Raw genomic sequence first — 26910 nt, forward strand, 5'->3', positions numbered from 1 at the left:
GCACCTGGCAGATGATGCTGCCGGAGGTCGCCGCCGCGCTCGGCACGATCTGGATCCTGCACTCCTCCGTGAAGCGGTACTTCGGCCACGTGGCCCCGAAATCGGGGCCGACCCGGCCGGTTCAGGGAGTCAGCTGCCACTGCTCGATGTAGCCGACGTCGATCGCCGCGTGGTCCTGCACCCTCAACTTCCAGGTGCCGTTGACGGGTTGGGCGGAGGCGTCGACGGTGAAGGTCTGGTCGACGTTGTCGGCGGAGCCGCCGGAGCGGTTCAGCAGGGAGTAGACGGTTCCGTTCGGGCCCACGAGGTCGACGGTCAGGTCGCCCCGGTAGGTGTGGACGATCTTGACGTAGACCTGGGTGGTGGCCGACGCGTTGCCGTCGCGGCCGGTGACCGTGATCGGGGACTCCACGGCGGCGGCGTTGTCGGGGATGTCGACGTGGGTGGCGCTCGCGTAGATGTTGGCGACCCGCCAGGTGAAGGCGACGGTGGCGGTCGCACCCGTGTCGTCGGTGACGGTCACCGTGACGTCACTGCTCCCGAGGGTGGTCGGGATGCCGGAGATCAGGCCGGTACTGCTGATGGTCAGTCCGTCCGGCAGTCCGGTGGCCGAATAGGTCAGGCCCGCACCGGAGTTGGTGGTGTACGCGTCCGTCTGCAGGGACACGGCCTGGCCGACTCCGCTGATCTGGGCGGCTACCGGGGCCACGTTGACGCCGAGTGCGATCCGGTTGCCGACGTTGATCGCGGCCCACGCGTCGGCCACGGCGAGGTACGTGGGGCTGTAGGCGCCGAAGAGGTCCGCGGCGGCCTGCAGTGTCGCGGTGCGGGCGCCCGCGTAGTTGGTGGACGAAGTCATGTACGTGGTGAGCGCCCGGTACCAGACCTTCTGGGCGTTGTCGATGCCGATCCCGGCGACGGGTACGCCGTCGTAGGTGGGACTGTCGTAGGCGACCCCGTTGACGGTCTTCGCGCCGCTGCCCTCGGACAGCAGGTAGAAGAGGTGGTTCGCCGGACCCGAGGAGTAGTGGACGTCGACACTGCCGAGCGTCGAGCTCCAGTAGTCGCGGGACGCACCGTCCTTGGAGGGCTTGTCCATGTAACGCAGCGGTGTGCCGTTGCCGTTGATGTCGATCTTCTCGCCGACCATGTAGTCGGGGACGTCGGCGGGCAGGTTGGCGTGGAACTCCACCGCGGCGGCGAAGATGTCCGAGGTGGCCTCGTTGAGGCCGCCCGACTCCCCGGAGTAGGTGAGGCCGGCGGTCGCGGAGGTGACGCCGTGGGTCATCTCGTGAGCGGCCACGTCCAGCGCGGTCAGCGGGTGCGTGTTGCCCGAGCCGTCGCCGTAGGTCATGCAGAAGCAGGTGTCGTCCCAGAACGCGTTGACGTAGTTGTTGCCGTAGTGGGCCCTGCTGTAGGCGGCGACTCCGTCGTTGCGTATGCCGTTGCGGCCGAAGACGTCCTTGTAGTAGTCCCAGGTCGCCGACGCGCCGAACGCGACGTCCACGCCCGCGGTCTGGCGGTTGGCCTGGGTTCCGTCACCCCAGACATCGTTGTCATCGGTGAAGAGGGTGCCGGTGCCGGAGGTGCCCTGGTTCAGGTCGTAGGTGCGGTGTCCGGCGCGGTCGCCGTCGACGAGTTGGTACGTCGAGCCGGAGAGCGTGGTGCCGAGCGGGACCGTTCCGTTGAACTGGCCGGTGCCGGTGCCCGTTTCGACGCCCTGGTACTGGAAGACGGCCTTGCCCGAGTCGGCGTCGGTGATCACGTGGAGCTCGCTGGGCGTGCCGTCGTCCTGGAAGCCGCCGACCACGGCCTCCCAGGCGAGGACGGGCTTGGCTCCGGCGGCCCAGACGACGAGCCGCGGGGCGCCGTCGAGCTCGGCCTTCTCGCCGCCCGCCTTGGACGCTGCCGCGAGCGCCTTCGTCTTCACCGTCGCCGACGTCACGTTCGGGGTGATGTCCGGCAGGCTCAGGTCGGCCTTCGCGGCCTTCGTGACCGTGAGGCGGCCGCTCTTGGCGTGGACGACCAGGTCGCCGCCGAGGACGGGCAGTCCGGCGTACGTCCGCTCGTAGCGGGTGTGGGTCGTGCCGTCGGCGTCCTGCGTGACGTCCTTGACGACGAGCTTCTCCTTGGCCCCGAGGCCGAGGGTCTTCGCCGTGCTCCGCACGGCCGCGCCCGCGTTCTTGAGGAGGGCGGCGTGCTTCGCCGGCGACAGCGCGGCCGGGGCCGCTCCGGCCCGGGGGGTGGCCAGGATCTTCGCCTGGCCGTGACTGCCGCCGGGGACGGCGGAGGCGGCGCCGGTCTGCATACCGGCCGCCAGCAGGGTGCCTACCGCGGTGAGTACCAGGGCGGCGGTGTATCTGGGGTGGTGCGGATAACGGTCATGCCGGGTCAAGGCGTTCTCCTTATGTGGGGTGTTCGGACTCGGTGGAGTCCTGGAGAGCGGGTCGGGCCGGGATACGGCCGTCCGGCGGCGCGCGGGTGCGAGGAGGAAGGGTGAGGAGGAAGTGAACGCTCGGTGAGCGTGGTGCTCAGCAGCGTGGCATCACGTCCACAGAATTGTCATGGCTATAACAAGGCAACGGCTCAAAATGACTGTTGCGTACTGCGGATCACTCGCTTGAGCGACACTTTTCGGCCTCACGCCGGGCGCCGGCGCCACGCGGGAACATCAGGCCGTCGAACAGGTGATTGAATGACGGGCCTGAGGGGTAATCAATCCCTCAACTCGCGTACGGCGTCTACGACTTGCCCTACCAGGCCAGCTACGCCACGAGCACGGCACCAGCCGCCCGCGAAGACGCTGGCATATGCCAGAAGCACCACCGGATCGTGTGTTGCCAAATCCCTTACAGGGCGTCGCAGGCTGTGCGACAGTCGTAACCGGTCCCTCCATCCGCCTTGGTCGAACCGTCCCCGCATCGGAGTGCGTCATGCCGTCCCATCTCTCTGCGGACCGCCCAGCCGCCCAGCCGCCCGCGCGCGGCTCGGTCGACGCGCTGATATCGCAGGCCCGGCGGCTCATGGGCGACGTGGACGCCGTACGACGGGACGCGCAGCAGGACGGTTCGGACCCGCAGGAGCGGTGGCAGCGCGCGCTGTGCGATCTGGCGCTGCATCAACTCAACGACCTCGACGAGCACTTGGCCCAGTTGCGGGACGGGCCACCACCTGTGCCGGCGACCGTCGACGCGCCGCTCGCCCCAACTGCCGTATCGGACGCGCCTCGACAGGACTCGCTCCTCAGCCGGGTCGGCAGCGCCGAGTGGAATCTACTGACGGACGAGGCCAGTTGGTCCGGGGAGCTGTACCAGATCCTCGGCCGCGATCCGGCCGCTCCGCCGCTCACCCTCGACGAACTGCCGTCCCTGATCCTCGACGAGGACCGGCCCGGGCTGACGGCGATGGTCACGGACTGCCTGGTCGACGCCAAGCCCATCGACGGCGAGTTCCGCATCGTACGGCCCGACGGCGCCGTACGGACCGTGCACATGATGGGCGAGCCCGTGCTCGACGCCGACGGCGGCACCGCCTCGATGTGGGCCGTGCTGCGGGACGTCAGCGAACTGCGCCGCAGCCAGCGGACGGTGAGCGAGACCCGTGACTCGCTGCAGCGTCACCGGCACCACGCGCAGACCGAGCGCCGGCTCGCGGTCGAGCTGCAGGAGGCCGTGCTGCCGCCGTGGCGCGGTTCCCTGCGGCTCCCGCACCAGGGGCCGGAGACACTGGACCTGGCCGCCCGCTATCTGCCCTCGTCGACGAGCGCGCTGATCGGCGGCGACTGGTACGACGCGCTCCAACTCTCCGACGGCGCAACGCTGTTGAGCGTCGGCGACCTCACCGGACACGGTGTCGCCGTGACCTCGGGCATGGCGATGCTGCTCGGTGCCCTGCGCGGCATGGCGATGGCGGGCACCGAGCCCGGCCAACTGATGTCCTGGCTCAACCAGTTACTGGACGCCACCGTGCAACCGGCCCTGGGCAGCGCGGTGTGCTGCCGCTACCGGCCCGAGACCCGCACCCTGGCCTGGGCGCAGGCAGGACACCCCGCCCCGCTGCTGTTCCGCGACGGGACGGGGCGCGTGCTGAGCGCACCGGACGGCGTCCTGCTCGGCGCCACCTCGGGAGCGACCTACGGACAGGCCGAGGAGACCCTCGAAGCCGGCGACGTACTCCTGCTGCACACGGACGGACTGGTGCCCGGGCACAGTGGAGCGTCCGCCGTGCACCAACTCCTGGACCTGGCCCCCCGGTTCGGCGAGGCGCGCACCGCACAGGACTGTGTACGGATGGTCGTGGAGGAGTTCGGCGACACCGAGCGCGCGGACGACGCCTGCGTGCTCGTCGCCAGGACGACCTGAGAGCGAATCAGCGGCACAAACCCCTTATGCCTGCGCGCTGTTGCCGCCCCTGGCCCTCGGGTTCCTCGACTGTGTCTTCGGCAGGGCGAGTTTGATCTCCTCCCGGAGTTCGTGGATCTTCGGATAGCCGGCGTACTGGGCGGTGAGCCGGTACATCTCGCGCAACCGGTCCCAGGTGCGGTGGGAGGAGTTCGATCCCATCGACACCAGGGCCAACCGCGCGTACCTGTCCGCCTGTTCGGGGTCGTCGGCGATGAAGCAGGCCGAGGCCATCGACAGGAAGTCGAAGATCTTCGACCGCTGCCGTCCGTCGACCCGCAGTGCCAGGGCCTTCTCCGCGAAGTACTGGGCGTGCACGGCCGCTCCCGGCTCGTACTCGGCCAGCGTGCGGTAGGCCAGGGCCTGCATGCCGTAGAGGTCCTCCTCCTTGAACGTCTGCATCCAGCTCGGTGACGGTACGTCGCTGCGGTCGGAGACGAAGAGGTCCTCCGCCTGTCCGAGGGTGCGGCGCATGGCCTGGCCCTTGCCCATCGACGCCTGTGCCCAGGCCTCGATGGTGTAGAGCATCGCCCGGGTGCGCGGCAGCACCTCGTCACCGGAACCGGTCTTGGCGAGCTTCATGAGATCGAGTGCGTCGTCGGGCCGGCCCAGGTGCACCATCTGGCGAGCCGCCCGTGAGAGCGCCTCCCCGGCGCGGGGCCGGTCGCCGCCCTCACGGGCCGCGTGGGCGGCGATGACGAAGTACTTCTGGGCCGTGGGCTCCAGGCCGACGTCGTGCGACATCCAGCCCGCGAGTACGGCGAGATTGGCGGCGACGCCCCACAGGCGCCGCTGCAGATGGTCGGGGTGGCGGTAGGCGAGCATGCCGCCCACCTCGTTGAGCTGTCCCACCACAGCCTTGCGCTGCAGCCCGCCGCCGCGGGCCGCGTCCCAGGCTCGGAACACCTCGACGGAAGCCTCCAGTTCCTCGATCTCCTGAAACCCGATGGGGGCGGCCTCGTAGCGGTCGAACCCAGCGGGGTCGGCATGCAGGGGATCGTCGAATCGGGGAGCGTCGGCGGAAAGAGTCGGATCGGAGTGCAGCCAGTCGTACATGGCGCTGCTGAGTGCGGAGCCTGCGGCGAGCGCGGCGCCCGCGCCCACCAGGCCGCGTCGGTTGAGCATGAGGTCCATTCCCGTGAATTCGGTGAGGACCGCAGCAGTCCGTTCGGGCGCCCACGGCACACCGTCGGGATGTTCCACACTCCCGTCGTCGGGCCGTTTCCCCGCACGCCCGTGCCGGACCAGACCGAGGTCCTCGATGGTCACGACACGGCCGAGACGCTCGGTGAACAGAGCCGCCAGCACCCGTGGCACCGGATCGCGCGGGATCTCTCCCGTGTCGATCCACCGCCGTACCCGCGAGGTGTCGGTCGACAGCTGGGGGTGGCCCATGGCCGCCGCCTGTCTGTTGACCAACCGCGCGAGTTCGCCCTTGGACCAGCCGGCGAGGCCGAACAGGTCCGAGAGACGGGAGTTGGGTTGTCCGTTCACATCAAGCCCCCAGGTTCTCGGCTGACTTGAACATAGCCCGGTGCGGGTTGCCGGGCGACTATTCGCCAGGGTTCGCCAGGGTGCGCCAGATGGTGTGCCACTGCGCATCTGGTGTCAGGTAGGAACGCGCCACCCCGACCCGGTCACCGAGGGACATTCCCCAGGGTGCACCCGTGGGACCGGGCCGGGTAGCGCGCTTGCTTGGACAGGCACTGCAGGCACACGAAGGGATCTGTATCTCCCATGTACACAGCATCGTCCTCCGTGTCCGCCCCGCCCCGGTCGCTGCACCCCCGTCCGGGCGCCGGCGGCCCCTACCTCGACCCGGCGCGCCCGGCGGCCGGCCCCGTGCTCGGTGCGGGCAGGCCGCGGCGCGTTCCGGGGCTCGGCACCCAACCGCTCAGCGGGAGACTCGACTTGTCCGGCCCTCAGGGCGCCCAGCTGCGTACGGCGATCGCGTCGGTGCACCGGATCTGTCCGGAGTTCGCTCCGGTGCAGGTGCTACGCCGCAACGGGCGTTCCGTGCTCCTGGTCGGAACGACCGGACGCAGCACGGCCGTTGCGAAGTGTTTACTGGACCACTCCCCCGCGTGGGCCGAGCGGATCCGGCACGAGATAGCGGCGTACCGCTCGTTCGTCCGGCACCGCCCGCCGGTGCGGGTGCCGCGGCTGATCGCGGCGGATCCGGACAACTGCACGCTCGTCATCGAGCGGATGCCCGGCCGGGTGGCGGCGCTGCACCGGCACCCGGCGGAGGCCCCGCCGCGGGCGGACATCAGGGCGGCGCTCGGCGCGATCTGCCGACTGAACGCCTGGCGTCCGCCGGCCGGCACCTTCGACGCCCCGCTGGACTACGCGGCCCGTATCTCCCGCTTTCACGAGCTGGGGCTGCTCACCGACCGGGACATGGGAGACCTGCAGAAGCTGCTGCACGGCATCGCGCACTCGGCGGGCCGCGGCGGGATGGGCCAGTTCTGTCACGGCGACGCCCTGCTGTCCAACATCCTCCTCTCACCGGCCGGTCCAGTGCTGGTGGACTGGGAGCACGCGGGCTGGTATCTGCCGGGCTACGACCTGGCGACACTGTGGGCGGTCCTCGGGGACGCGCCGGTGGCCCGGCGGCAGATCAGTCAGATCGCGCAGTCGGCGGGACCGGCCTCGCGTGACGCGTTCCTGGTGAACCTGATGCTGGTGCTGACCCGGGAGATCCGTACCTACGAGATGGCCGTGCAGCGTTCGATGCACGACACGACCCCGGCGGCACCGGGAGTGGTGGCCCACCCGGGTGCTGCGCCGTCCGGCGAGGAACAGCGGCTGCTGCTGAGGCGGCTGCACGACGACTGCCAGTTGGCCCGACGGGCCGTGCGTGCGGCGGTCGGCACTCGCTGACGGGGACGAAGGTCCGCGGTGCGCCCTGCAGCGGCGCACCGCGGACCTTCGTGTGTCCGGCCCACATATGGCCGACCTCTATGTCTCCGGCCCACACAGGAATGCCCGGGCCTCGCCGCACTCCCCCATTGGTGTACTCCACTGACGCCCCGCAGGCCCGAACACCACCGCCACGAAACTCCTCGCATCCCCCGTTGACATGGGAAATCGCCTTCCTCTGGGCATGATTGACGGATCGTCGGCCAGCCGGTACCACTGACGCACGCCCGGCCCCGCACGGTTCATCACGTCCCACCGTCCCAGGAGGCTGCATTGCGAGGATCCTCGACCGACCCGAACCGCTCTCCCGGACACAGACGCACGCGAAGATCCGCGGGTGCGCTCGCCACCGCCGCCCTGCTGCTGCCCCTGCTGGGCGCGGCCCCGTCGGACAGCGCGACCGACTCCTCCACCGCCACCCTCCAGCGGGCGTTCGCGTCGGCGTCCGCCGAGTACCACGTGCCGCAGACGGTGCTGCTGGCCGTCTCCTACCTCCAGTCCCGCTGGGACACCCACGGCGGAGCGCCCAGCGTGACCGGCGGCTACGGCCCGATGCACCTCACGGACGCGCGCACCGCACTCGCCGCGACGGAGCACCTCAGCGAGGGCACCGAGGACGCCCGCGGCGACAGCGCCCGCACGGCCCTGCACCCGACCGCGCAGATCCCGGCGGACTCCCAACTCCCGGCCAGGCTCAAGACGTTGACGAAGGCGGCCGAGCTGACCGGACTTCCGGCGGCGGACCTGCGTACCGACGAGACCGCGAATGTGGACGGCGGCGCCGCGCTGCTCGCCGACGCGCAGCAGGACCTGGGCAAGCCGCTGAGCGCGGACCCGGCCGACTGGTACGGCGCGATCGCCCGCTTCTCCGGCGCGGACGACACGGCGACCGCGGCGGCGTATGCCAACGATGTCTACGACGTGATCCACACCGGCGAGGAGCGCACCACGGACGCCGGGCAGCTGGTCGCCCTGGCCGCTCAGCCGGACCTCGCGCCCGACACCGCGCAGTTGAAGCAGACGGGCCTGCGCACGGTCTCGGCCGACGGCACGGAGTGCCCCAAGAAGGTGTCCTGCGAGTGGATCCCGGCCCCGTACTCCCAGTTCGGGGACAACGACTACGGCAACCACGACCTCGGTGACCGGCCCGCGTCGCAGAGCATCAAGTACATCGTCGTCCATGACACGGAAGGCCAGTGGGAGGGCGTCCTGAACCTCGTCCAGGACCCCACCTATGTGTCCTGGAACTACACGATCCGCTCCACCGACGGTCTCATCGCCCAGCATGTGAAGGCCAAGGACGTGGCCTGGCACGCGGGCAACTGGTACATCAACGCCAAGTCGATCGGCATCGAGCACGAGGGCTTCCTCGCCGCGCCGGACGCCTGGTACACGGAGGCGATGTACCGCTCCTCGGCGCGCCTGGTGAAGTACCTGACCAGGAAGTACGGCATCCCCCTGGACCGGCAGCACATCCTCGGCCACGACACCGTGCCGGGTCCGACCACGTCCACGATCCCCGGGATGCACACGGACCCGGGCCCGTACTGGGACTGGGCGCACTACTTCGACCTGCTCGGCCACCCCTTCAAGCAGACCGCCAGGAAGAGCGGCGGCCTGGTGACGATCCGCCCCGACTACGCCACCAACCAGCCGGTGTACACGGGCTGCGTGACCAAGGGCGTGCCGTGCGCCGTGCACGGGTCGAGCGAGGTCCGGCTGTACTCCGGGCCCGGCGAGACCTACCCCCTGATCAAGGACATCGGCCTCGGCACGACGCCGACCACCGGGGTCAACGACCTCTCCTCACGCGTGTCGACCGGGCAGCAGTACGCGGTGGCCGACCGCTCCGGCGACTGGACGGCGATCTGGTACCTGGGCCAGGAGGCCTGGTTCGAGAACCCGAAGAAGCACCCGACCGCGGTGAAGGCGGCCGGTCTGGTGGTGACACCGAAGGAGGGTGCGGACAGCGTCCCGGTGTACGGCCGCGCCTACCCGGAGGCCTCGGCCTATCCGACGGGAGTGCCCGTCCAGGCGATGTCTCCACTGCCGTACAAGCTGCTCAAGGGCCAGAAGTACGTGGTCGGTGACAAGGTGCCCGGTGAGTACTACTACGCGGTCACCTTCACCACCGACTCGCACAAGGTCGTCGTAGGACAGGATCTCTACTACGAGATCCAGTACGGCCACCGCGTGGAGTTCGTGCGGGCCGCGGACGTGACGGTGGAGCGGTCGGGCCGGTAGCCGTGCCTCAGCCCTGTTGGAACAGTTCCGCCGGGAGCGGTTTCAGCAGGGCGTAGAGGTCGTCGGTGATGGGGCGGTCCCAGGCGGCGATGGTGACCAGCACATTGTCGCTGCGGTCGAACTGGACGCAGGAGATCCGGCTCTCGGAGAGCTTGAGGCGGCGCACGATCAGCAGGTTGTCGCCCTGCATCACCGGCATGTCCTCGGTGTCCACGACGGTCACCTCCTCGTCGTTCTCCAGCGCGAGGAGCAGTTGGGCGACCTCGAACGGGACCTCGTCCTCGGCGATGTCACGGGCCGGGGAGCCCTCCGGCAGATTGCCGATGACCATCGCGGGGCCCCGGCCGCCGAACAGGTCGTAGCGCAGGAAGACACCCTGGCAGCTGCCGTCGGGAGCGGGCAGCAGGCCCGCGCCGAGGTTACCGGGCCAGTCGCCCGGGTCCATGGCCAGCACATCGAATTCGGGGCCGGCGGGGGTGGCGCTGCGGCGGCGGAGGAACGACATGTCGCAATGGTACGGGGTGCCGTTCGGCGATGGGGCCGTGGTCATGTGCCGGGTGCGGTTCGTCTTTCGGGTGCGGGTTCGTGGGGGCTGGTCGCGCAGTTCCCCGCGCCCCTGGGGAACTCGGCCTTACGCTGGTTTGATCAGTGCCGTTTCTAGGCCTGTGCGGTCTGTGCCCAGTTTTCTGTAGGCCGCTGAGAGTAGGCGTACTGCCGTTTGTTCGTCCGTGTCGAGGTCTACGGCGATCTCGTGCTCGGTGCTGCCGTGGGCGGCCAGGGTTGCGGCGGCGCGTTCCTGGGTCGTGAGGGTGTCTGTTTCGGTGCTGTGGAGGCGGCGGGGGCGTAGGCCTGCCGCGGCGAGTTCGGCGCGGGTCGTGTCCGCCAGGCCGTCGGCGCCGCACTGGACAGCTGCGTCGAGGCCTCGGTAGAGGTAGTCGCCGGCTTCCCTGGCCCGGCCGGTGCGGCGGAGTTCGGTGCCCAGGGCGACCAGGGCGCAGGCCAGTTCGTAGGCGGCCGGGGAGCGTTCCAGGTGGGCGACGGACTCCTCCAGGAGCTTGGCGCGGGCCGAGCCGGAGGAGACCTCGGCGGCGATGCGCAGGGCCTGGCCGATGGCGGACGGGGTGCCGAACTGGCGGGCGCGGGCGACCGCTTCGTGGGCGGTGGCGACGGCGCGCTCGGGGGTGTCGTGGCTCTCGGCGCGGGCGAGGTGGAGCTGCCAGGGGCACCAGGCGGGGTTGCGGATGCCGCGCGGGTCGAGGCGGCGGCCCGCGGAGGCCAGTTCCTCGGCCGCGTCCTTGGTGAGGCCGCGGGCCAGCAGGAGTTCGCCGTACACGGTCTGGGCGTCCGGGAAGACGACGGCGGCCGGGAAGGGCTCCGCGAAGGCGTGGTCCTCGGCGAGCTGGGTGGCCTCGGCGACCCGGCCGCGGGCGAGCAGGACCTCGATGAGGATGCCGGTGCCGTACCAGTAGACCGGGGTGCCGGGCCCGACCCGTTCGGCGAGGCGCAGGCCCGCGCGGGCGAAGTCCTCGGCCTCCGCCAGCCGGCCGCGCCGGTAGCGGAGGTAGCCGAGGAAGGTGTAGCCGAACGACAGGTGGGCGCCGCGCCAGCCCTGCTGCTCGAAGTCGGCGATGCCGGTGGCGAACAGTTCCTCCGCACGGCCCGGTCGGTCGCAGTACATGAAGGCGAGGGCGACCAGCACGGGCACCTCGAAGCCGCGGTCGGCCTCCGCCCAGCCGAGGCCACCACTCAATGCGCGTTCGGCATGGTGCAGGGCCACATGTGCGGGTTCACCACGGAGTACGGCGTCCCAGGTCCGCAGGCCGATGATGTACCGCTCGGTGAGGTCGCGGCCCTTGAGGCGGTCGGCGAGTTTGGTGAGGCGGCGGGAGCGCGAGGGGTGGTCGGGTTCGTCGGCGCGGAACGCGTCCCACATGAACTGCTCGGAGAGCATGCGCAGTTTGACCCGGGCGTCGCCGGTGACGTGGATCTCGCGGGCGAGCGTGTCGGAGGCCTCGGCGAGGCGGTCGCTGTGGGCGAGGACCTGGGACAGGCGATAGACGATGTTCTGCCGCAGGCCGGCGTCGCTGATCGGTTCTTCGAGGGCGGCCCGCAGATGGTTGACGGTGGTCGCCGGTTCGGTGAGCAGGGAGGCGCTGCCCAGTTCGTACAGGACGGCGGCCCGGTCATCGAAGGGCGGGGGTTCGCGCAGGGCGCGGGCGAGATAGCTGCGGGCCGCGTCGGGCGCGCCGGCCCGCAGGGTTTCACCGGCGGCGGCGCGGAGTTGCTGGACGACCCAGTTGTCGCCGTCGGGGTGGGTCTCCATGAGGTGGCGGGCGGCGACGGAGGGGCCCTGTCCGTCGTTGATGACGCACCAGGCGGCCTGGCCGTGCAGGGCCACGCGGACGCCTGCGGGGATGGCCCGGTAGACGGCGGTCGCGATGAGCGGGTGGACGAATTCGAGCGTGCCCTCGGCGGTCGGCGTGCTGGTGAGGATACGGGCGTCGCGCAACGCGTCGGCCGCGTCGGCGGCCTCCTCGTGGCCGAGTCCGGCGACGGCGGCGGCGAGCATCGGGTGGGTCTCGGTGCCGAGGACCGCGCAGGCCCAGGCGAATCGGACGGTCGAGGTGCCGAGGCGTTCGAGGCGGATGACGAGGCCGCTGCCCTTGACGGCGGCGGCGAGGTCGCGCAGCAGGTAGGCCCCGGCCTCGGTGGGGTTCAGGCCCCGGTCGTGGACCTTGGCGGTGAGTTCCACGGTCTCGAACGGGTTCCCTGCGGTGACGGCCCAGCACTCGCGGCAGAACGCGTCGTCGGCGTGCTCGCCGAGGGTCTCCCGCACCAGGTCGGCCACGGCGACGGCGCTGAGCGGTTCCAGGTCGAGGGGGCGTCCGCCGGCCCGGCCGGGCAGTCCCCTGAACGACTCGGCGTGGTCGGGGAGTTCATCGGGGCGGTAGGCGACGACGACCAGCAGCGGGAGTTGTTCGGCGCGGGGTGCGAACGCGGCCAGCCAGCCCAGGGATTCGGGGTCGGCCCAGTGCGCGTCGTCGAGGACGAGGACCATCGGGGCCCGCTTCACCGCGAGGTGGGTGAGCACCCAGTCGAGGCCGTCGCGCAGGCCCTGCTGGTCGGGCGGGGAACCCTGGGTGGGCGCGCACAGGCCGAGAGCGGGGCCGACGATGTCGTACCAACTGCCCAGCGAGGCACGGAGATCGGCGTCGGCCGAGCCGGCGAACTGCGGCTGCAGCAGCTGGCGGGCGACGTGGAAGGCGACGCGCTGTTCCTGGTCGCCGCCCCGCGCGGACAGCACGGTGCAACCCTGTGCGGCGGCACGGCGGCGCACCTCGGTGAGAAGGGTGGTCTTGCCGATGCCGGCTCGTCCCGCGAAGGCGAGCAGGGCACCGCGAGGCCGCTGGCCCGGCTCGGCACCGTCCGTACGCAGGCCGGTGAGCTCGCCCAACGCGTCGTCGACAGCGGCGAGTTCACTCTCCCGTTCGAAAAGTGTCCTTCTGCTGCGTGCGCTCCGCTGCCCCATGCCATACCCCCTGCCACGGTGGTGCGCCCGCGCGGGGAGCGAACGCGCACCGTGAGCTACAGGGACCTCAGCGTACGCTTCCCCAGGGTGCAGCGACCCGGTAGTCGGCGAAGGCGTACTGGCCGGTTTTCCTGAGTCGTCGGTGATTCGGGCTGGGAGGGGAAAGTCCATGGAGGAGTTGCGGCAGGTACTGCGTGACCTGGAGGTCTTCGCGGGTGAACTGCCGGTTTTCGACCCTTTGGCCGCTCCGGACACACCGTCCGAGTTGTTCACGGAGTGGCTGCTCGGGGCGCTGGACGCCGGTGTGCGCGAGCCGCACGCGATGACGGTCTCGACGGCCGGCGCCGACGGGAACCCGACGGCACGGACCCTGATCCTCAAGGGCATTGGGCCCGACGGCTGGCGGTTCGCGTCGGACGGCGGCAGCGTCAAGGCCCGCGATCTCGCCCAACGGCCCTTCGCGGCACTGACGTTCTACTGGTCGCCGCTCGCCCGCCAGGTCCGGGTGCGCGGTCCCGTCGTGGCGGCGGGCCCGAAGGAGAGCGCGGCGGACTTCCTGGCGCGGAGCACCGGCGCCCGCGCGGAGGCACTCCTCGGCCGCCAGTCGCAGCCGCTCGCGGATCTCGCCGAACGGGATGCCGCCATCAAGGAATCGCTGGAGCGGCTCAAGGACGAGCCGGACCTCGTCGCGCCGGGCTGGACGCTGCACACCGTGCGCCCGGAGTCGGTCGAGTTCTGGCAGGGCGACAAGGAACGACGGCACACACGGCTCGTGTACGTCCGCGAGGGAGAGGGAGAGGGAGAGCGAGAGGGCTGGCGCAAGCAGTTGCTGTGGCCGTGATGGGCAACGCGCCTTCACGGTCCGGCACTTCGCGCGGCTGAGGCGGAACGGCGCTGCGGCCAGGGCGACTTGCCCGTCGAGCGTGGTCCGGCTGCCGCCCCGGCGACGGTGACACGTCCGCGCCCGGCGGACGCCCACTCTGCGCGGCCGACGCGGCTTCCGCCCGGCAAGTCGCCGTAGGGAAACGGGACTTCCTCACTCTTCCAATGCCGTCGGCGGCACCACCGCGACCGGGCAGGCCGCGTGCAGCAGGACTGCCTGGGTGACCGAACCGATCAGTCGCGCCGGCGCCAGCAGGCGTCGGCGATGGCGGCCCACGACGACGAGGTCGGCGTCCTGGGAGGTGGCGACGAGGTGGCCGGCCGCGTCGCCCGGTGCGACGTACGGCTCGGTGCGGACGTCCGGGTGGTGTGTGCGGTGCGGGGCGAGGAGTCCCTCGGTGAGGATGCGGGTCTCGCTCTCGACGGTTTCCTGGTCGATGACCGGCGGGACGAGTTCACCGGCGGACGCCCAGGTCTGGGGCGGCCACGGGTAGGCGGCGACGACCTGGAGGCGGGCTCCGCGCAGGGCGGCCTCGGCGAAGGCGAAGGCGAGGGTGGTCTCGTCGGGACTGTCCACGTGCAGGCCGACGACCACTCGGGGTCCGGGTTCGGCGGGAGTGTCGCCGTGTACCTCGCGTCCGGGTCGCGGCACCACGACGACGGGGCAGTCGGCTTCGCGGGCGGCGGCCATGCCGTTGGAGCCGAGCAGCAGGCTCGCGAAGCCGCCGCGGCCCCGGGAGCCGAGTACCAACAGCTGTGCGGTGGGGCCCAGTTCGGGCAGCACGACAGCGGGCGCGCCCTGCAGCCCGAGGTACTCCATGACCGGGCGGTCGGCACGCCCTTCGAGATACGTACGGACCTGGTCGAGCACCGCGTCCTCGTCCCCGTTCGGCGGTCCGTCGACCAGGACGCCGGGCGGGGTCCAGGCGGCGGTGTACTGCCACACATGAACGACCCGCAGCGGCGCCCCGCGTCCACGGGCGGCGTCGAGGGCCCAGTCCAGGGCGCGCAGGCTGTCGTCCGAACCGTCGACCGCCGCGATGACCGGCAGGGTGCTCATGGGTTCCTCACCTCCGGAGTTACGGGGCCTTTCCCCTCTGGGGCCAGCCTGGCTCAGGCGTCGGCTCCAGAAGGGATCTCAAGGTCGCGTGTCCGGAAAAACAGGTGGAACACCCTTCAGGCGCAGGTGGAACACCCTTCAGGTGAGGTCGAACTCCCCCTCCCGCGCCCCCGACACGAACGCGCCCCATTCCGCGGGCGTGAAGATCAAGGAAGGACTTTCCGGGCGGCCGCTGTTGCGCATCGCGATGAATCCCTCGACAAAAGCGATCTGGACATCCCCCAGTCCACGGCTGCCTGAGTGCCAATCGGCGTCACTGAGGTCCAGCTCCGGCTTGTCCCAGCCCGCAAGCGGGTGCTGCTGGATGGTGCTCTCGGCCACGTCCGTGCTCCTCCCGATTCGTCGTCCGCGGTCAGCCTAGCGATCGGTTTCTGATGCCAACAGGCCACGTGAGGGGGACCTTTCAGGAGGCGGGTGGTTCGCTGCCCACGAGCCACATCGAGAAGAACTGCGATCCGCCGCCGTAGGCGTGCCCGAGAACCCGCCGAGCGCCTTCCAGCTGGTGTTCTCCGGCCTGGCCGCGAACCTGGAGGGCGGCCTCCGCGAAGCGGATCATGCCCGAGGCGCCGATCGGATTGGTGGAAAGCACCCCTCCTGACATGTTCACGGGAAGGTCGCCGTCCAACTCGGTCACCCCCGATTCGGTGAGCTTCCACCCCTCCCCCTCCTCGGCGAATCCGAGGTTCTCCAGCCACATGGGCTCGTACCACGAGAACGGCACGTACATCTCGACGGCGTCGATGTCCCTGCGCGGGTCGGCGATCCCCGCCTGTCGGTACACGTCGGCCGCGCAGTCCTTGCCGGCCTGTGGCGACACACAGTCCTTTCCGGCGAACAGTGTGGGCTCGCTACGCATGGCGCCCCCATGCATCCAGGCCGCCGGACGTGGTGCACGGGCCGCTCCCGCGCGGTCGGTGAGGACCATCGCGCAGGCGCCGTCCGAGGAGGGGCAGGTCTCCGAGTAGCGGATCGGGTCCCAGAGCATCGGCGAGGCCTGCACCTTCTCCAGGGTGATGTCGTGCTCGTGGAGATGCGCGTACGGGTTCTTCAGCGCGTTGCGCCGGTCCTTGTACGCCACCAGGGAGCCGACCGTGTCGGGCGCTCCGGTGCGCCGCATATAGGCACGCACGTGGGGGGCGAAGAACCCGCCCGCACCGGCAAGCAGCGGTTGCTGGAAGGGAATCGGCAGGGACAGTCCCCACATGGCGTTCGACTCGGACTGCTTCTCGAAGGCCAGCGTGAGGACCGTGCCGTGCACACGGGCCGCGACGAGATTCGCGGCGACGAGCGCGGTCGACCCACCCACCGACCCGGCGGTGTGCACCCGCAGCATGGGCTTCCCTACGGCTCCCAGCGCGTCGGCGAGGTACAGCTCGGGCATCATGACGCCCTCGAAGAAGTCGGGCGCCTTCCCGATGACGACGGCGTCGATGTCGGCCCACGTCAACTCGGCGTCGTCCAGGGCACGTCGGGCCGCCTCTCGCACCAGCCCCGCGATCGACACGTCCCGGCGCGCGGCGACGTGCTTGGTCTGGCCGATCCCTACGACGGCCACGGGCTCCTTGCTCATCGCGGATCCCCTTCGAGTACGGCGACCAGGTTCTGTTGCAGACAGGGGCCCGAAGTGGCGTGGGCGAGGGCCCGGTCCGACTCGCCCCGGTGGATCCGGGCGGCGGCCTCGCCGATACGGATGAGCCCGGCGGCCATGACGGGGTTCGCGGCGAGGGCACCGCCGGACGGGTTCACACGCACGTCGTCGCCGAGGCGCAACGCCTTGCGCAGGACGACCTCCTGCGCGGTGAACGGGGCGTGCAACTCGGCGGTGTCTACGGGCCGTTCGAAGACGCCGGCCTTCTCTGCGGCGAGCCGCGTGGACGGCGAGTCGGTCAACTCCCGTACGCCCAGGCCATGTGCCTCGATGCGGTGGTCGATCCCCTTGATCCAGGCGGGCCGTTCGCACAGTTCGCGGGCCCGATCTCCGGCCGCGAGGATCACGGCGGCGGCGCCGTCACCGACCGGCGGACAGTCGCCGGTGCGCAGCGGTCGTGCGACATAGTCGCCCTGCGGCACCGAACCCCGCACCTGCGCATGGGAGTTGGCGCTCGCGTCCGTCCGGCTGCGGGCCGCGACGGCGGCGAGTGCGGGTTCGTCGGTGTCGCCCGCGTCGATGAGTGCCTGCGCCTGGAGGGCGGCCAGGGCGACGGAGTCCGGCCACAGGGGGGCGACGTAGTACGGGTCGAGCTGTCGGGTCAGGACGTCTCGTACGGAGCCGGGGGACGACTTGCCGTACGCATAGACGAGCGCGGTGTCCGCGTCGCCGGTCAGGAGCTTGGTCCACGCCTCGTAGAGCGCCCAGGCGCCGTCCATCTCGACGTGCGACTCGGAGATCGGCGGCCAGGCGCCGACGCCGTCGAGGGCAAGGGTGAAGGAGAAGGCGCGGCCGGCGAGGTAGTCACTGGAGCCGGAGCAGGTGAAGTCGATGTCGGCGGTCTTCAGCCCGGTCTGTGCCAGTACGCCGTGGAGTACCGGCATGAGCATCTCCACCTCGGAGAGCTCCTCCGTGGTGCGCCGGTGGTCGGTCTGTGCGAAGGCGACGACCGCGATCTCACGCATACCAGCAGCTTCTTGCATCACAGCAGCTCCTTGTAGACGTCGTAGTCCGCGTCGGGCTCGCCGGTCGGCCGGTAGTGATCCGGATAACGGCCCCCCTCGCTCCACACCGCCTCGACGCGCAACCCCATGCGCACCTGGTCATACGGAATCCCGCCGATGCGTCCGTGCAACGCGAGGTCGGCGCCGTCGAGGGCGATGTGGGCGTAGACGTACGGCACCTCGATGTCGAGGTTCTTCGCCTTGATGTTGACGATGCAGAACGTGGTGACTGTGCCGCGCGGACCCACTTCGACATGTTCCGATGTGGCGACACCACATGTGGGGCACGCACCCCTCGGCGGGACGTACACCTTGCGACAGGAGGGGCAGCGTTCGCCGACGGTGCGTTGTTCGGAGAGCGCGTGGATGTAGTCCGTCTGGGCGCGGCCGGGCGAGTAGACGTAGTCGAGGCGGGCGGGGGCCACGATGCCGGTGACCATGTTCTCGAACTGGCCGCTGTGGGGAGCGGGTTGATGTCCCTCTTCACCGTCGTACGGCTCGAAGCAGGCGATGTCCGTGATGGCACCGGTGCGTTCCTCGGCCCAGCGGACGCGCACGCGCATACCGGTGCGGACGGCGTCGGGGCCGGGTGCGTCCAGGGCATGCAGGAGGGCGGTGTCGGCACCGTCGAGCCGGACCAGGACCCAGGCGAAGGGGGTGCCGAGGGGCTGGCCGCGCCGGGGTTCGTGGTTCCAGGCCCAGGTGGTGACGGTACCGGTGGCGGCGACCTCGACGAGATCGCGGATCTCCTCGGCGGTGACGGGGTCGTACTCGACGGGAGGCACGAGGGTCCGCCCGTCACCGGCCTTCACCCCGAGGACGACGCGCTCGCGCAACCCGGTGAGAAAGGCACTCTGAACGGGCCCGAGGGAGCGAGTGAAGGGAAATTCGAGGACGAGGGGGGCTTTAAGCACTTCGGGCACAGCATCTCCTCACTGAACAAACGAGGTTGCACGGATTTCCCTAGGGGCGCGGGGAACTGCGCGACCAGCCACAACGAACCCGCAGACGCAAACCGGCCGACCAGCGGAACGTCTACGCCCGCTTGTAGACAGGCGCACGTTTCTCCGCAAAGGCACGAGCCCCCTCCTTCGCGTCAGCGGTGTCGAAGATCGGCCAGCCCCTCTTCAGCTCAGCGGCGAGCCCCTCCGTCTCGGTCAGCTCGGCCGTCTCATACACCGACGCCTTGACCGCCTCGACCGCCAACGGCCCACACCCATTGACGAGTTCGGCGATCTCCAGCGCCTTGGCAAGCGCCGAACCGTCCGGCACGACATGTCCGACGAGACCGACGTCCGCCGCCTCCCGCGCGCTGTACGGCCGCCCGGTCAGCAGCATCTCCAGCGCATGCGTACGCGGAATCTGCCGCTGGAGCCGCACGGTTGACCCGCCGATCGGGAACAACCCACGTTTGACCTCGAACAACCCAAAGGTCGCGGACTCCCCCGCGACCCGGATATCGGTGCCCTGGAGGATCTCCGTGCCGCCGGCCACGCAGTACCCCTCAACCGCAGCGATCACCGGCTTCCGAGGCCGATGGTGCCGCAGCATCGCCTTCCAGTGCAGATCCGGGTCAGCCGTGAGCCGATCCCGGTACTGCTGACCTTCCATGCCCTTTCCGGCCAGGGCCTTGAGGTCCATGCCCGCGCAGAACGCGCCGCCCGCGCCGGTCAGCACGATCGAGCGGATCGTGTCGTCCGCGTCGGCCTCGATCCAGCCGTCGTACAGGCCGACCAGCATCGGCAGCGAGAGCGCGTTCTTGGCCTCGGGCCTGTTGAGCGTGAGCACCAGTGTGGCGCCCTCGCGCCGCACGGTCAGGTGTTCCGTACCGCCCATTGCCGTCCTCCCGTCGCCGTACCGCCTCCGGAACGAGAACAGGTTGCAGGAGGGGCCCTGCCAGTACAAGGGGTTTCTGACACTCAGTCAGATTTCTTCTGCGCGGACCCTTCACAGTTGCCGCGCCCTTTGCTCTGATGACCGGCGAACCGACGTCAGGAGGAGTGGTGGAGTACAACATTGCCGACCTGTTCGAGTCGGTCGTCGACGTGGTCCCCGACCGCGAGGCGCTCGTGTACATCGACCACCCGGGCACGGGCGCGGAACGCCGCCTGACCTACGCGGAGTTGGACGCCGCCGCGAACCGCATCGCCCATCATCTGATCGACACCGGGATACGCCCGGGCGAGCACCTCGGGCTCCATCTCTACAACGGCGTCGAGTACTTGCAGACGGTGCTGGGCTGCCTGAAGGCGCGGGTCGTGCCGGTCAACGTCAACTACCGGTATGTCGAAGAGGAGTTGGTGTACCTCTACCGGGACGCCGATCTGGTGGCGCTGGTCTTCGACACGGAGTTCACCGAGCGGGTGGCCGCCGCGCTGCCCCGGGTGGAGCGACTGCGGCACCTGGTACGGGTGGGGACACCGCAGGCGGGTGCAGCGGACCTGCCCGCCGTGGCCTTCGCGGACGCCGAGGCCACCGGGTCTCCCGGGCGCGGATTCCCGGCGCGGTCGGCGGACGACCAGTTCATCATCTACACCGGCGGCACGACCGGGATGCCCAAGGGCGTGATGTGGCGCCAGGAGGACCTGTTCTTCTCGGGGCTCGGCGGTGGTGCGCCGACCGGTGAACCCGTAAAGAAACCGCAGGAGTTGGCCGAGCGGGTCGCGGCCGGCGGGGCGGGGATCACGTTCTTCCCCACTCCCCCGCTGATGCACGGCACCTCCACGCTCACGGCGTTCATCGGCTTCAACTTCGGCCAACGCATTGTGATCCACCGCAAGTTCGTGCCGGAAGACGTGCTGCGGACCGTGGAGAAGGAGAAGGTCACCAGCATGTCCCTGGTCGGCGACGCCATGGTGCGTCCGCTGATCGACGCCCTCAACGGGCCGATGAAGGGCACGGACTGCTCGTCGATGTTCAGTGTCTCCTCGTCGGGCGCGATCCTGTCGGAGACGGTGCGCGCACAGTTCCAGGCGCTCGTCCCGAACGTGATGCTCCTGAACAACTACGGTTCGTCCGAGTCCGGCTTCAACGGCACGGCGACGGCCGACTCCGGGGCCGGTCAGTCTTTCCGCATCCGCGTCAACTCCCGTACCCAGGTCGTCGATCCGGCCACGTACGAGCCGGTCGCCGTCGGTGAGATCGGCCGGGTCGCCCAGTGCGGCCACGTACCGCTCGGCTACTACAACGATCCGAGGAAAACCGCCGAGACCTTCTTCGAGAAGGACGGTGAGCGGTGGGTCCTGCTCGGTGACATGGCGACCGTGGACGAGGAGGGTGTCGTCACGGTTCTCGGTCGCGGCTCGCAGTGCATCAACACCGGTGGGGAGAAGGTGTATCCGGAGGAGGTAGAGCAAGCGCTCAAGTCGCATCCGGACGTCTACGACGCGCTGGTGGCCGGGGTGCCGGACGCGAAGTGGGGCAACCATGTGGCCGCCGTCGTACAGCTTCGGGCGGGTGCGGTACAGCCGTCGCTGGACGACATTCAAACGCACTGCCGCTCCCATCTCGCGGGGTACAAGATCCCGCGCCAGCTGGTGATCGCGGAGTCCATCCAGCGGTCCCCGAGTGGCAAGGCGGACTACCGGTGGGCGCGGGAGGTGGCGGTGACCGCGGATCGGTGAGCCAGTGCGGACGCCGTGATGAACTGGCGGTAGCGTGCGCCCGTACTGGTGATGGCGGACCTGGTGACCCGGACCAGGTCGGCCATGCCATCACCGGGTTTCGCACGGAAGGAAGTTCGGGTGCCGCTCTTCACGCGCTCTCGTCAATTGCCGGACCAGAAAGACGCCGAGGACGTCGGCCCGGTAACGGCGACCGAGCCCGCCTCACTCGAACCGCCCGACTCGCCCGCCGAACCGCACGAGTCACCGGAATCCCCCGACTCCGCCGACTCCGCCGAGCAGCCGTCCGAACTCCCGCTCCGCGCGGGCTGGTTCGGCTGGCGCCGCAAGTACCCGCGCGTCGCCCGGGGCGTGACCGTCGGCACCACGGTCCTGGCCGGTGTGCTGCTGTTCGCCGCGCTCCTCGTGCCCGACCGCCTCGACCGGATCACTCTCCAGTCGTTCCTCCGCTTCCCCGTCGAGCTGCTCTTCTTCGCGATCGTTCTGCTCGTACTGCCCCCGAAGGCACGGCGGATCGTGGCCGTCGTGCTGGGCGCGTTCGTCGGGCTGTCCACGGTCCTGAAGTGCCTCGACATGGGCTTCTACGAGACCCTGGCGCGGCCGTTCGACCTGGTCTTCGACTGGGTTCTGTTGAGCGACGCGGCGGACTGGATGAAGGACTCGTTCGGTCGCTCGGGCGAGGTGCTCTCGATCATCGGCGTGATCGTCCTGCTGATCGCCGTGCTCATCGCGAGCGCACTCGCGATGGTGCGGCTGGCGGATGTGATGGCCAGGCACCGCCCCATGGCCGTACGCACCACACTTGTCCTCGGTGTTGTGTGGATCATGTGCTTCACCCTGAGCGTGCAGGTCGGCGGTGTCACGCTCGCCACCAAGGGCTACAGCCAGTTCCTCAGCAACCGCGTGCAGTACGTCCGTGAGGGGCTGGGGGACGCGGACATCTTCAAGAAGCAGCTCACCGTCGACGCCTTCGCGAAGACCCCGCCCAACCAGCTACTGACCGGACTGCGCGGCAAGGACGTGCTGTTCACCTTCATCGAGAGCTACGGCCGGGTGGCGCTCGACGACCCGACGATGGCACCGGAAATGGACAAGACGCTCACGGCGGGCGACGCCAGGCTCAAGTCGGCCGGCTTCTCGTCGCGCAGCGCCTGGCTCAGGTCGCCCGTGACGGGTGCCGGCAGCTGGCTCGCCCACTCGACGTTCCTGTCCGGCCTGTGGATCAAGAACCAGCAGCGGTACCGGACCGTGACGACCAGCACCCGCGCGACCCTCACCAGCTACTTCCAGAAGACCGGCGCCTGGCGCACCGTAGGCATCGTCCCCGGCGTGCGCAAGGCCTGGCCCGAGGGCAAGTACTTCGGCCTCGACAACATCTACGACTCCACCCATCTCGGCTACAACGGCCCGTACTTCAGCTGGACGCCGGTGCCGGACCAGTTCAGCCTGGAGTCCTTCGAGAAGCTGGAGTACGGCAAGAAGAACCGCGACCCGATCATGGCGGAGATCATCCTGGCCTCCAGCCACAACCCCTGGTCCCCCATCGCCCACACGATCCCCTGGAACCAGCTCGGGGACGGCACGATCTTCAACCAGATCAAGAAGGAGGGCACGAACCCGACGGAGGTCTGGAAGAGCGCGAAGCGCGTGCGGACCGAGTACCGCAAGGCCATCCAGTACTCCGTGGACAGCCTGACCCAGTGGGTCCAGCGCTACGGCAACAAGAACACCGTCCTCGTCTTCCTCGGCGACCACCAGCCCGTCCCGACGGTCACCGGGGGCACCGCCGACAGGGACGTGCCGATCACCATCGTGGCCCACGACCCGAAGGTGCTGGACAAGATCTCCAGCTGGGGCTGGACGGACGGGCTCAAGCCGGCCGACAACGCACCGGTGTTGGGCATGGACAAGTTCCGGGACCGCTTCATGACGGCGTACGCGAAGTGATGGCCTCCGCCCTGGCGACGCGCCCCGCCGCCAGGAACGGTTCCACCAGCGCCAGGAACTCCTCCGGCCGGTTCTCGTGCACGAGGTGCCCGGCATCGACGGTCACCAGGCGGGCGTCGGGGATCCGTTCGGCGAGCGCGGCAACCCGGTCCTGAGGAACCCCGCTGGTGGGGCCACCCGCAATCACCAGCGTGGGCATGGTGATCCGCCCCATGTGGTCCCACCACATGGGGTCAGGATCGTTCGCTCTGGCGTCGGTCGCCTCGATCATGGCCCAGTCGAACGGCAGCTCCCCAGCCGGTCGTTCGGTGGGCGGCCGTGGCGGATCGAAGGCGATCGGCGCGGGCACGTCCTCCAGAACCAGCCGTCGTACGACGCCGGGCGCCTCCTGCGCGAGCAGGTACGCGACGATGCCGCCCAGGGAGTGCCCTACGACGTCGACGCGTTCGATGCCGAGAGCGGTGAGGAGGGCGAGCATGTCGTCCCGCATCGCCTCGTAGGCGTACGCCTCCGCAGTGGCTCCAGGCTCGGTGCCGGGCCAGTCGCTGCTCCCGTGGCCGCGCAGGCCGGGGGCGTACACGCGGTACGGAGCGGGTCCGGTGGCGAGTCGCTCGGCGATCGGCGTCCAGTCGGTGCCGTCGGCGCCCCGGCAGTGGAGCAGGAGAACGGGCGGCGCCGCTTCGGGGCCCCGGGCGCGACAGGCGAGGGTGATGCCGTTCGCCTTGACGGTGCGGGTCTCGGTGTCCATGGCGGGAACGTAACCGCTGGGCCGCCGAGCCGTCCGCCTACTCTGCCGAGGGCAGAGACGGGCTGCTTCCGTCGAGGAACGCGGCGACACGGTCCACGAACCACTCCGGGTCGTCGAGCCACGGATAGTGCCCGGCACCCGGCTGCATCGCCGACTCGGCGTTCCGGAAGACGTCGGCGGCGCGGCGGGCGAGGTCGGGCCGGGGGCCGCCGTCGAGTTCACCGGCGAGGACCAGAACGGGTGCGGGCAGAGCGGCGAGGGCGGTCCGGGTGGTGGGCGGGTCGAAGGCGCCCTCTGCGAAGTACAGGTCGGCGGCCTCGTCGTTGCACTGCTCGTCGGCGAGGGCGGAGTGTTCCGCGGCCACGGCATCCCACCGGCCGTAGAAGAAGGGCTCGAAGGCCGGGTCGAAGTCCCCTGTGCCCGCGAGCCATGCCTCGAACACCGGGTACGCGTCCTCGAACCACGGTTCGCCCTTCCGTAGTTGGGCGGCGGCGAGCCGGTCCTCGGCCGTGGCCGGCATGTCGAGCGCCCATGGGGTGGCGGTGATGAGCGCCAGCCGGGCCAGCCGTTCGGGATACCGGGCCGCGTACAGCAGGGCGAGGCTGCCGCCCGCCGAGTGCGCGAGGAGATCCATGTGGTCGAACCCCATGTGGGCGCGCAACACTTCCACGTCATCGACCAGTCGGTCGCAGCGGTACGTCGCCCGGTCGGCCGGCACCGCGCTGTCACCGGTGCCCCGCAGGTCGAGCAGGATCAGCCGGCGGTGCGCGGTCAGTCCGCCCAGGTCGTCGAGGTACGCGGAGGCCCGCATGGGCCCGCCGGGCAGGACGACCAGGGGCTTGCCCGCACCCCGGACGTGGTAGGCGAGTTCGGTGCCGTCGGTGGCGGTGAAGGTCGGCATGCGGCCGATCCTCGCCGCCAACCGTCCCCGCTCGCAAGGCAGTTCCTCACGTCCTCAGAGGGCGATGGGTCGGTGGGCCGGCGCCGCGTCGACGATCTGCTCGGCGGAGGCATCCGCGAGACCGGACGGTGGATGAAAGATCAGGTCCGAGGCCGCCGGGTACGCCACGTTCGTTGTGAAGAGCCGGAGGTGGTACTCGGTGTCCGCGTCCTCGGCCAGAATCCTGCGGACGACTGCGACGAGTTCGTCGCGGGTGACGTCGGGCACCCGCGGACACGCCGGTCGCGTGGCTTCCACGGCGAACTCCTCCAGCGTCCGCGGCCCGGCGTATCCCAGGAAGTCGGACGCCGCGTAGTCATGCCCCGTCGCCTCGCCGAATGCGGCGACCGCCTCCTCTGCGGCGGCGCGGTCCGCGCCGTACAAGAGACGCTCAATCCGCTCTATTGCGCGGCTGAGTTCCGTTACTCGCGCCGAGAAAGTGCGGGCCGACCTCTTGCCCCGGCGGGTGACGGCCTGGATTACTGATCCCACACACGGCGACCGAATGATCGGTCGTCCGAATTGGCATGATTGACGAGGGAGCGCACCGATGGCGGACGCGGCGGAGCTGCTCGACTCGGGGGAACGGCTCGACCAGGACGCACTAAGGGCGCTGCAGTTGGATCGGCTGCGGACCTCGCTCCACCACGCCTACGAGAACGTGCCGTTCTACCGGCGCTCCTTCGACGCGGCCGGAGTGCATCCGGACGACTGCCGCGCACTCTCCGACCTCGCCCGCTTCCCCTTCACGACCAAGGTGGACCTGCGCGAGAACTACCCGTACGGCATGTTCGCCGTCCCCGAGGAACGTATCCGCCGCATCCACGCGTCGAGCGGCACCACTGGTCGCCCCACAGTGGTCGGCTACACGGAGAACGACCTTTCCATGTGGGCGGCCATGGTGGCCCGATCCATCCGCGCCGCGGGCGGCCGGCCCGGCGACAAGGTGCATGTGGCGTACGGCTATGGGCTGTTCACCGGTGGCCTGGGCGCCCACTATGGTGCGGAGCGCCTGGGCTGTACGGTCATCCCCGCGTCCGGCGGGATGACGGTCCGCCAGGTGCAGCTGATCCAGGATCTGCGGCCCGGGATCATCATGGTGACCCCCTCCTACATGCTCACTCTCCTCGACGAGTTCGAGCGGCAGGGCGTCGATCCGCGCGGCACCTCCCTGCGGGTCGGCATCTTCGGGGCGGAGCCGTGGACCGAGCAGATGCGGCGGGAGATCGAGGAGCGGTTCGCGATCGACGCGGTCGACATCTACGGCCTGTCCGAGGTGATCGGTCCGGGTGTCGCGCAGGAGTGCGTGGAGACGAAGGACGGGCTGCACGTCTGGGAGGACCACTTCTTCCCGGAGGTGGTCGACCCGATCACGGGCGAGGTGCTGCCGGAGGGCGAGAAGGGTGAGCTGGTGTTCACCTCGCTCACCAAGGAGGCCATGCCGGTGATCCGTTACCGCACCCGGGACCTGACACGACTGCTCCCGGGCACGGCCCGCGTGTTCCGGCGCATGGAGAAGGTCACCGGCCGCAGTGACGACATGGTGATCCTGCGCGGGGTGAACCTCTTCCCCACCCAGATCGAGGAGATCGTCCTGCGGACCCCGGGTGTCGCGCCCCACTTCCAACTGCGGCTCACCCGCGAGGGCCGCCTCGACGCACTCACCGTTCGGGCCGAGGCACGCCCCGACGCCACCCCCGAGACCCGTGAGGCGGCGGCCCGTGCCATCACCGCGGCCGTGAAGGACGGCATCGGCGTGTCCGTCACCGTCGAGATCGTGGAACCGGAGTCCCTGGAGCGCAGCGTGGGCAAGATCCGGCGCATCGTGGACCTGCGCACGCCGTGACACGGCCCTCCCCCACCCCCTCGCCCCACATCGACATTCTTCGAATCGTAGGTGCCG

At 70.0% G+C, this 26910-nt stretch carries 20 protein-coding genes; 7 read left to right on the forward strand and 13 right to left on the reverse strand.

Translation table 11 applies throughout. From position 1 onward, the window contains the following. Positions 1-121: 121 nt before the first annotated feature. On the reverse strand, positions 122-2395 hold the full coding sequence (locus tag AB0I69_RS45055) for a M4 family metallopeptidase (protein ID WP_363101648.1): 2274 nt from the start codon (positions 2393-2395) through the stop codon (positions 122-124). A 538-nt stretch (positions 2396-2933) separates the two neighbouring features. Between AB0I69_RS45055 and AB0I69_RS45060 the strand changes: the two genes are divergently transcribed. Continuing rightward, positions 2934-4361, forward strand: a complete 1428-nt coding sequence (locus AB0I69_RS45060; RefSeq protein ID WP_363101649.1) for a SpoIIE family protein phosphatase — start codon at positions 2934-2936, stop codon at positions 4359-4361. A 24-nt stretch (positions 4362-4385) separates the two neighbouring features. Here the strand turns inward: AB0I69_RS45060 and AB0I69_RS45065 are convergent, their stop codons facing one another. Further along, positions 4386-5894: a hypothetical protein gene (locus AB0I69_RS45065; protein ID WP_363101650.1), complete on the reverse strand. Its 1509-nt coding sequence runs from the start codon at positions 5892-5894 to the stop codon at positions 4386-4388. A gap of 243 nt (positions 5895-6137) precedes the next feature. Between AB0I69_RS45065 and AB0I69_RS45070 the strand changes: the two genes are divergently transcribed. Next, positions 6138-7283 carry an aminoglycoside phosphotransferase family protein gene (locus AB0I69_RS45070; RefSeq protein ID WP_363101651.1) on the forward strand — a complete coding sequence of 382 codons (1146 nt, stop codon included), beginning with the start codon at positions 6138-6140 and terminating at the stop codon, positions 7281-7283. Positions 7284-7595: 312 nt separating this feature from the next. Continuing rightward, complete coding sequence (locus tag AB0I69_RS45075) at positions 7596-9566, forward strand: peptidoglycan recognition family protein (RefSeq protein ID WP_363101652.1); 1971 nt, start codon at positions 7596-7598, stop codon at positions 9564-9566. A 7-nt stretch (positions 9567-9573) separates the two neighbouring features. On the opposite strand, the gene AB0I69_RS45080 is transcribed toward AB0I69_RS45075, so the two are convergent. Continuing rightward, a complete protein-coding gene (locus AB0I69_RS45080) occupies positions 9574-10071 on the reverse strand; it encodes a hypothetical protein (protein ID WP_363101653.1) in 498 nt (165 codons plus the stop codon). A 126-nt stretch (positions 10072-10197) separates the two neighbouring features. After that, on the reverse strand, positions 10198-13095 hold the full coding sequence (locus AB0I69_RS45085) for an AAA family ATPase (RefSeq protein ID WP_363101654.1): 2898 nt from the start codon (positions 13093-13095) through the stop codon (positions 10198-10200). Positions 13096-13264: 169 nt separating this feature from the next. On the opposite strand from AB0I69_RS45085, the gene AB0I69_RS45090 reads away from it, so the two are divergent. Next, positions 13265-13936 (forward strand): pyridoxal 5'-phosphate synthase, encoded by a 672-nt coding sequence (locus AB0I69_RS45090; RefSeq protein ID WP_363101655.1) that lies wholly within the window; start codon positions 13265-13267, stop codon positions 13934-13936. A 195-nt stretch (positions 13937-14131) separates the two neighbouring features. Here AB0I69_RS45090 and AB0I69_RS45095 read toward each other — a convergent pair whose 3' ends face one another. From AB0I69_RS45095 to AB0I69_RS45120, 6 genes are all read right to left on the reverse strand, one after another. Further along, entirely contained in the window at positions 14132-15037 is a 906-nt protein-coding gene (locus AB0I69_RS45095) for a universal stress protein (protein ID WP_363101656.1), read from the reverse strand. A gap of 138 nt (positions 15038-15175) precedes the next feature. Continuing rightward, a complete protein-coding gene (locus AB0I69_RS45100; protein WP_019057879.1) occupies positions 15176-15418 on the reverse strand; it encodes a DUF397 domain-containing protein in 243 nt (80 codons plus the stop codon). 82 nt (positions 15419-15500) lie between these two features. Beyond that, the gene (locus tag AB0I69_RS45105) at positions 15501-16667 is read right to left on the reverse strand and encodes a thiolase domain-containing protein (protein ID WP_363101657.1); all 1167 of its coding nucleotides are present in this window, start codon (positions 16665-16667) and stop codon (positions 15501-15503) included. Next, complete coding sequence (locus AB0I69_RS45110) at positions 16664-17710, reverse strand: thiolase domain-containing protein (RefSeq protein WP_363101658.1); 1047 nt, start codon at positions 17708-17710, stop codon at positions 16664-16666. Before AB0I69_RS45110 ends, AB0I69_RS45105 begins: the two co-directional genes overlap by 4 nt. Positions 17711-17727: 17 nt before the next feature. Next, a complete protein-coding gene (locus tag AB0I69_RS45115) occupies positions 17728-18672 on the reverse strand; it encodes an OB-fold domain-containing protein (RefSeq protein WP_363101659.1) in 945 nt (314 codons plus the stop codon). 112 nt (positions 18673-18784) lie between these two features. Further along, complete coding sequence (locus AB0I69_RS45120) at positions 18785-19585, reverse strand: crotonase/enoyl-CoA hydratase family protein (protein ID WP_363101660.1); 801 nt, start codon at positions 19583-19585, stop codon at positions 18785-18787. 167 nt (positions 19586-19752) lie between these two features. Between AB0I69_RS45120 and AB0I69_RS45125 the strand changes: the two genes are divergently transcribed. Both AB0I69_RS45125 and AB0I69_RS45130 read left to right on the forward strand, forming a co-directional pair. Further along, positions 19753-21372: an acyl-CoA synthetase gene (locus AB0I69_RS45125; RefSeq protein WP_363101661.1), complete on the forward strand. Its 1620-nt coding sequence runs from the start codon at positions 19753-19755 to the stop codon at positions 21370-21372. Positions 21373-21519: 147 nt separating this feature from the next. Next, complete coding sequence (locus tag AB0I69_RS45130; protein WP_363101662.1) at positions 21520-23319, forward strand: sulfatase; 1800 nt, start codon at positions 21520-21522, stop codon at positions 23317-23319. On the opposite strand, the gene AB0I69_RS45135 is transcribed toward AB0I69_RS45130, so the two are convergent. From AB0I69_RS45135 to AB0I69_RS45145, 3 genes are read right to left on the reverse strand one after another with little or no spacing between them, the layout of a single operon-like run. Further along, positions 23297-24067: an alpha/beta hydrolase gene (locus AB0I69_RS45135; RefSeq protein ID WP_363101663.1), complete on the reverse strand. Its 771-nt coding sequence runs from the start codon at positions 24065-24067 to the stop codon at positions 23297-23299. The genes AB0I69_RS45130 and AB0I69_RS45135 overlap by 23 nt on opposite strands. A 37-nt stretch (positions 24068-24104) precedes the next feature. Then, positions 24105-24968, reverse strand: a complete 864-nt coding sequence (locus AB0I69_RS45140; RefSeq protein WP_363101664.1) for an alpha/beta hydrolase — start codon at positions 24966-24968, stop codon at positions 24105-24107. 54 nt (positions 24969-25022) lie between these two features. Next, positions 25023-25391 carry a hypothetical protein gene (locus tag AB0I69_RS45145; protein WP_363101665.1) on the reverse strand — a complete coding sequence of 123 codons (369 nt, stop codon included), beginning with the start codon at positions 25389-25391 and terminating at the stop codon, positions 25023-25025. 166 nt (positions 25392-25557) lie between these two features. Between AB0I69_RS45145 and paaK the strand changes: the two genes are divergently transcribed. Beyond that, a complete protein-coding gene (paaK, locus tag AB0I69_RS45150; protein WP_363101666.1) occupies positions 25558-26853 on the forward strand; it encodes a phenylacetate--CoA ligase PaaK in 1296 nt (431 codons plus the stop codon). The last annotated feature ends 57 nt before the right edge of the window (positions 26854-26910 follow it).

The sequence above is a fragment of the Streptomyces sp. NPDC050508 genome (assembly GCF_040655155.1).
Lineage (GTDB): Bacteria > Actinomycetota > Actinomycetes > Streptomycetales > Streptomycetaceae > Streptomyces.

Bases quoted from the DNA above. Each gene is read 5' to 3' on its own strand.
- AB0I69_RS45060 (WP_363101649.1), top strand. From the start codon at position 2,934: ATGCCGTCCCATCTCTCTGCGGACCGCCCAGCCGCCCAGCCGCCCGCG.
- AB0I69_RS45070 (WP_363101651.1), top strand. From the start codon at position 6,138: ATGTACACAGCATCGTCCTCCGTGTCCGCCCCGCCCCGGTCGCTGCAC.
- AB0I69_RS45080 (WP_363101653.1), bottom strand. From the start codon at position 10,071: ATGTCGTTCCTCCGCCGCCGCAGCGCCACCCCCGCCGGCCCCGAATTC.
- AB0I69_RS45085 (WP_363101654.1), bottom strand. From the start codon at position 13,095: ATGGGGCAGCGGAGCGCACGCAGCAGAAGGACACTTTTCGAACGGGAG.
- AB0I69_RS45090 (WP_363101655.1), top strand. From the start codon at position 13,265: ATGGAGGAGTTGCGGCAGGTACTGCGTGACCTGGAGGTCTTCGCGGGT.
- AB0I69_RS45095 (WP_363101656.1), bottom strand. From the start codon at position 15,037: ATGAGCACCCTGCCGGTCATCGCGGCGGTCGACGGTTCGGACGACAGC.
- AB0I69_RS45105 (WP_363101657.1), bottom strand. From the start codon at position 16,667: ATGAGCAAGGAGCCCGTGGCCGTCGTAGGGATCGGCCAGACCAAGCAC.
- AB0I69_RS45110 (WP_363101658.1), bottom strand. From the start codon at position 17,710: ATGCGTGAGATCGCGGTCGTCGCCTTCGCACAGACCGACCACCGGCGC.
- AB0I69_RS45120 (WP_363101660.1), bottom strand. From the start codon at position 19,585: ATGGGCGGTACGGAACACCTGACCGTGCGGCGCGAGGGCGCCACACTG.
- AB0I69_RS45135 (WP_363101663.1), bottom strand. From the start codon at position 24,067: ATGGACACCGAGACCCGCACCGTCAAGGCGAACGGCATCACCCTCGCC.
- AB0I69_RS45140 (WP_363101664.1), bottom strand. From the start codon at position 24,968: ATGCCGACCTTCACCGCCACCGACGGCACCGAACTCGCCTACCACGTC.
- paaK (WP_363101666.1), top strand. From the start codon at position 25,558: ATGGCGGACGCGGCGGAGCTGCTCGACTCGGGGGAACGGCTCGACCAG.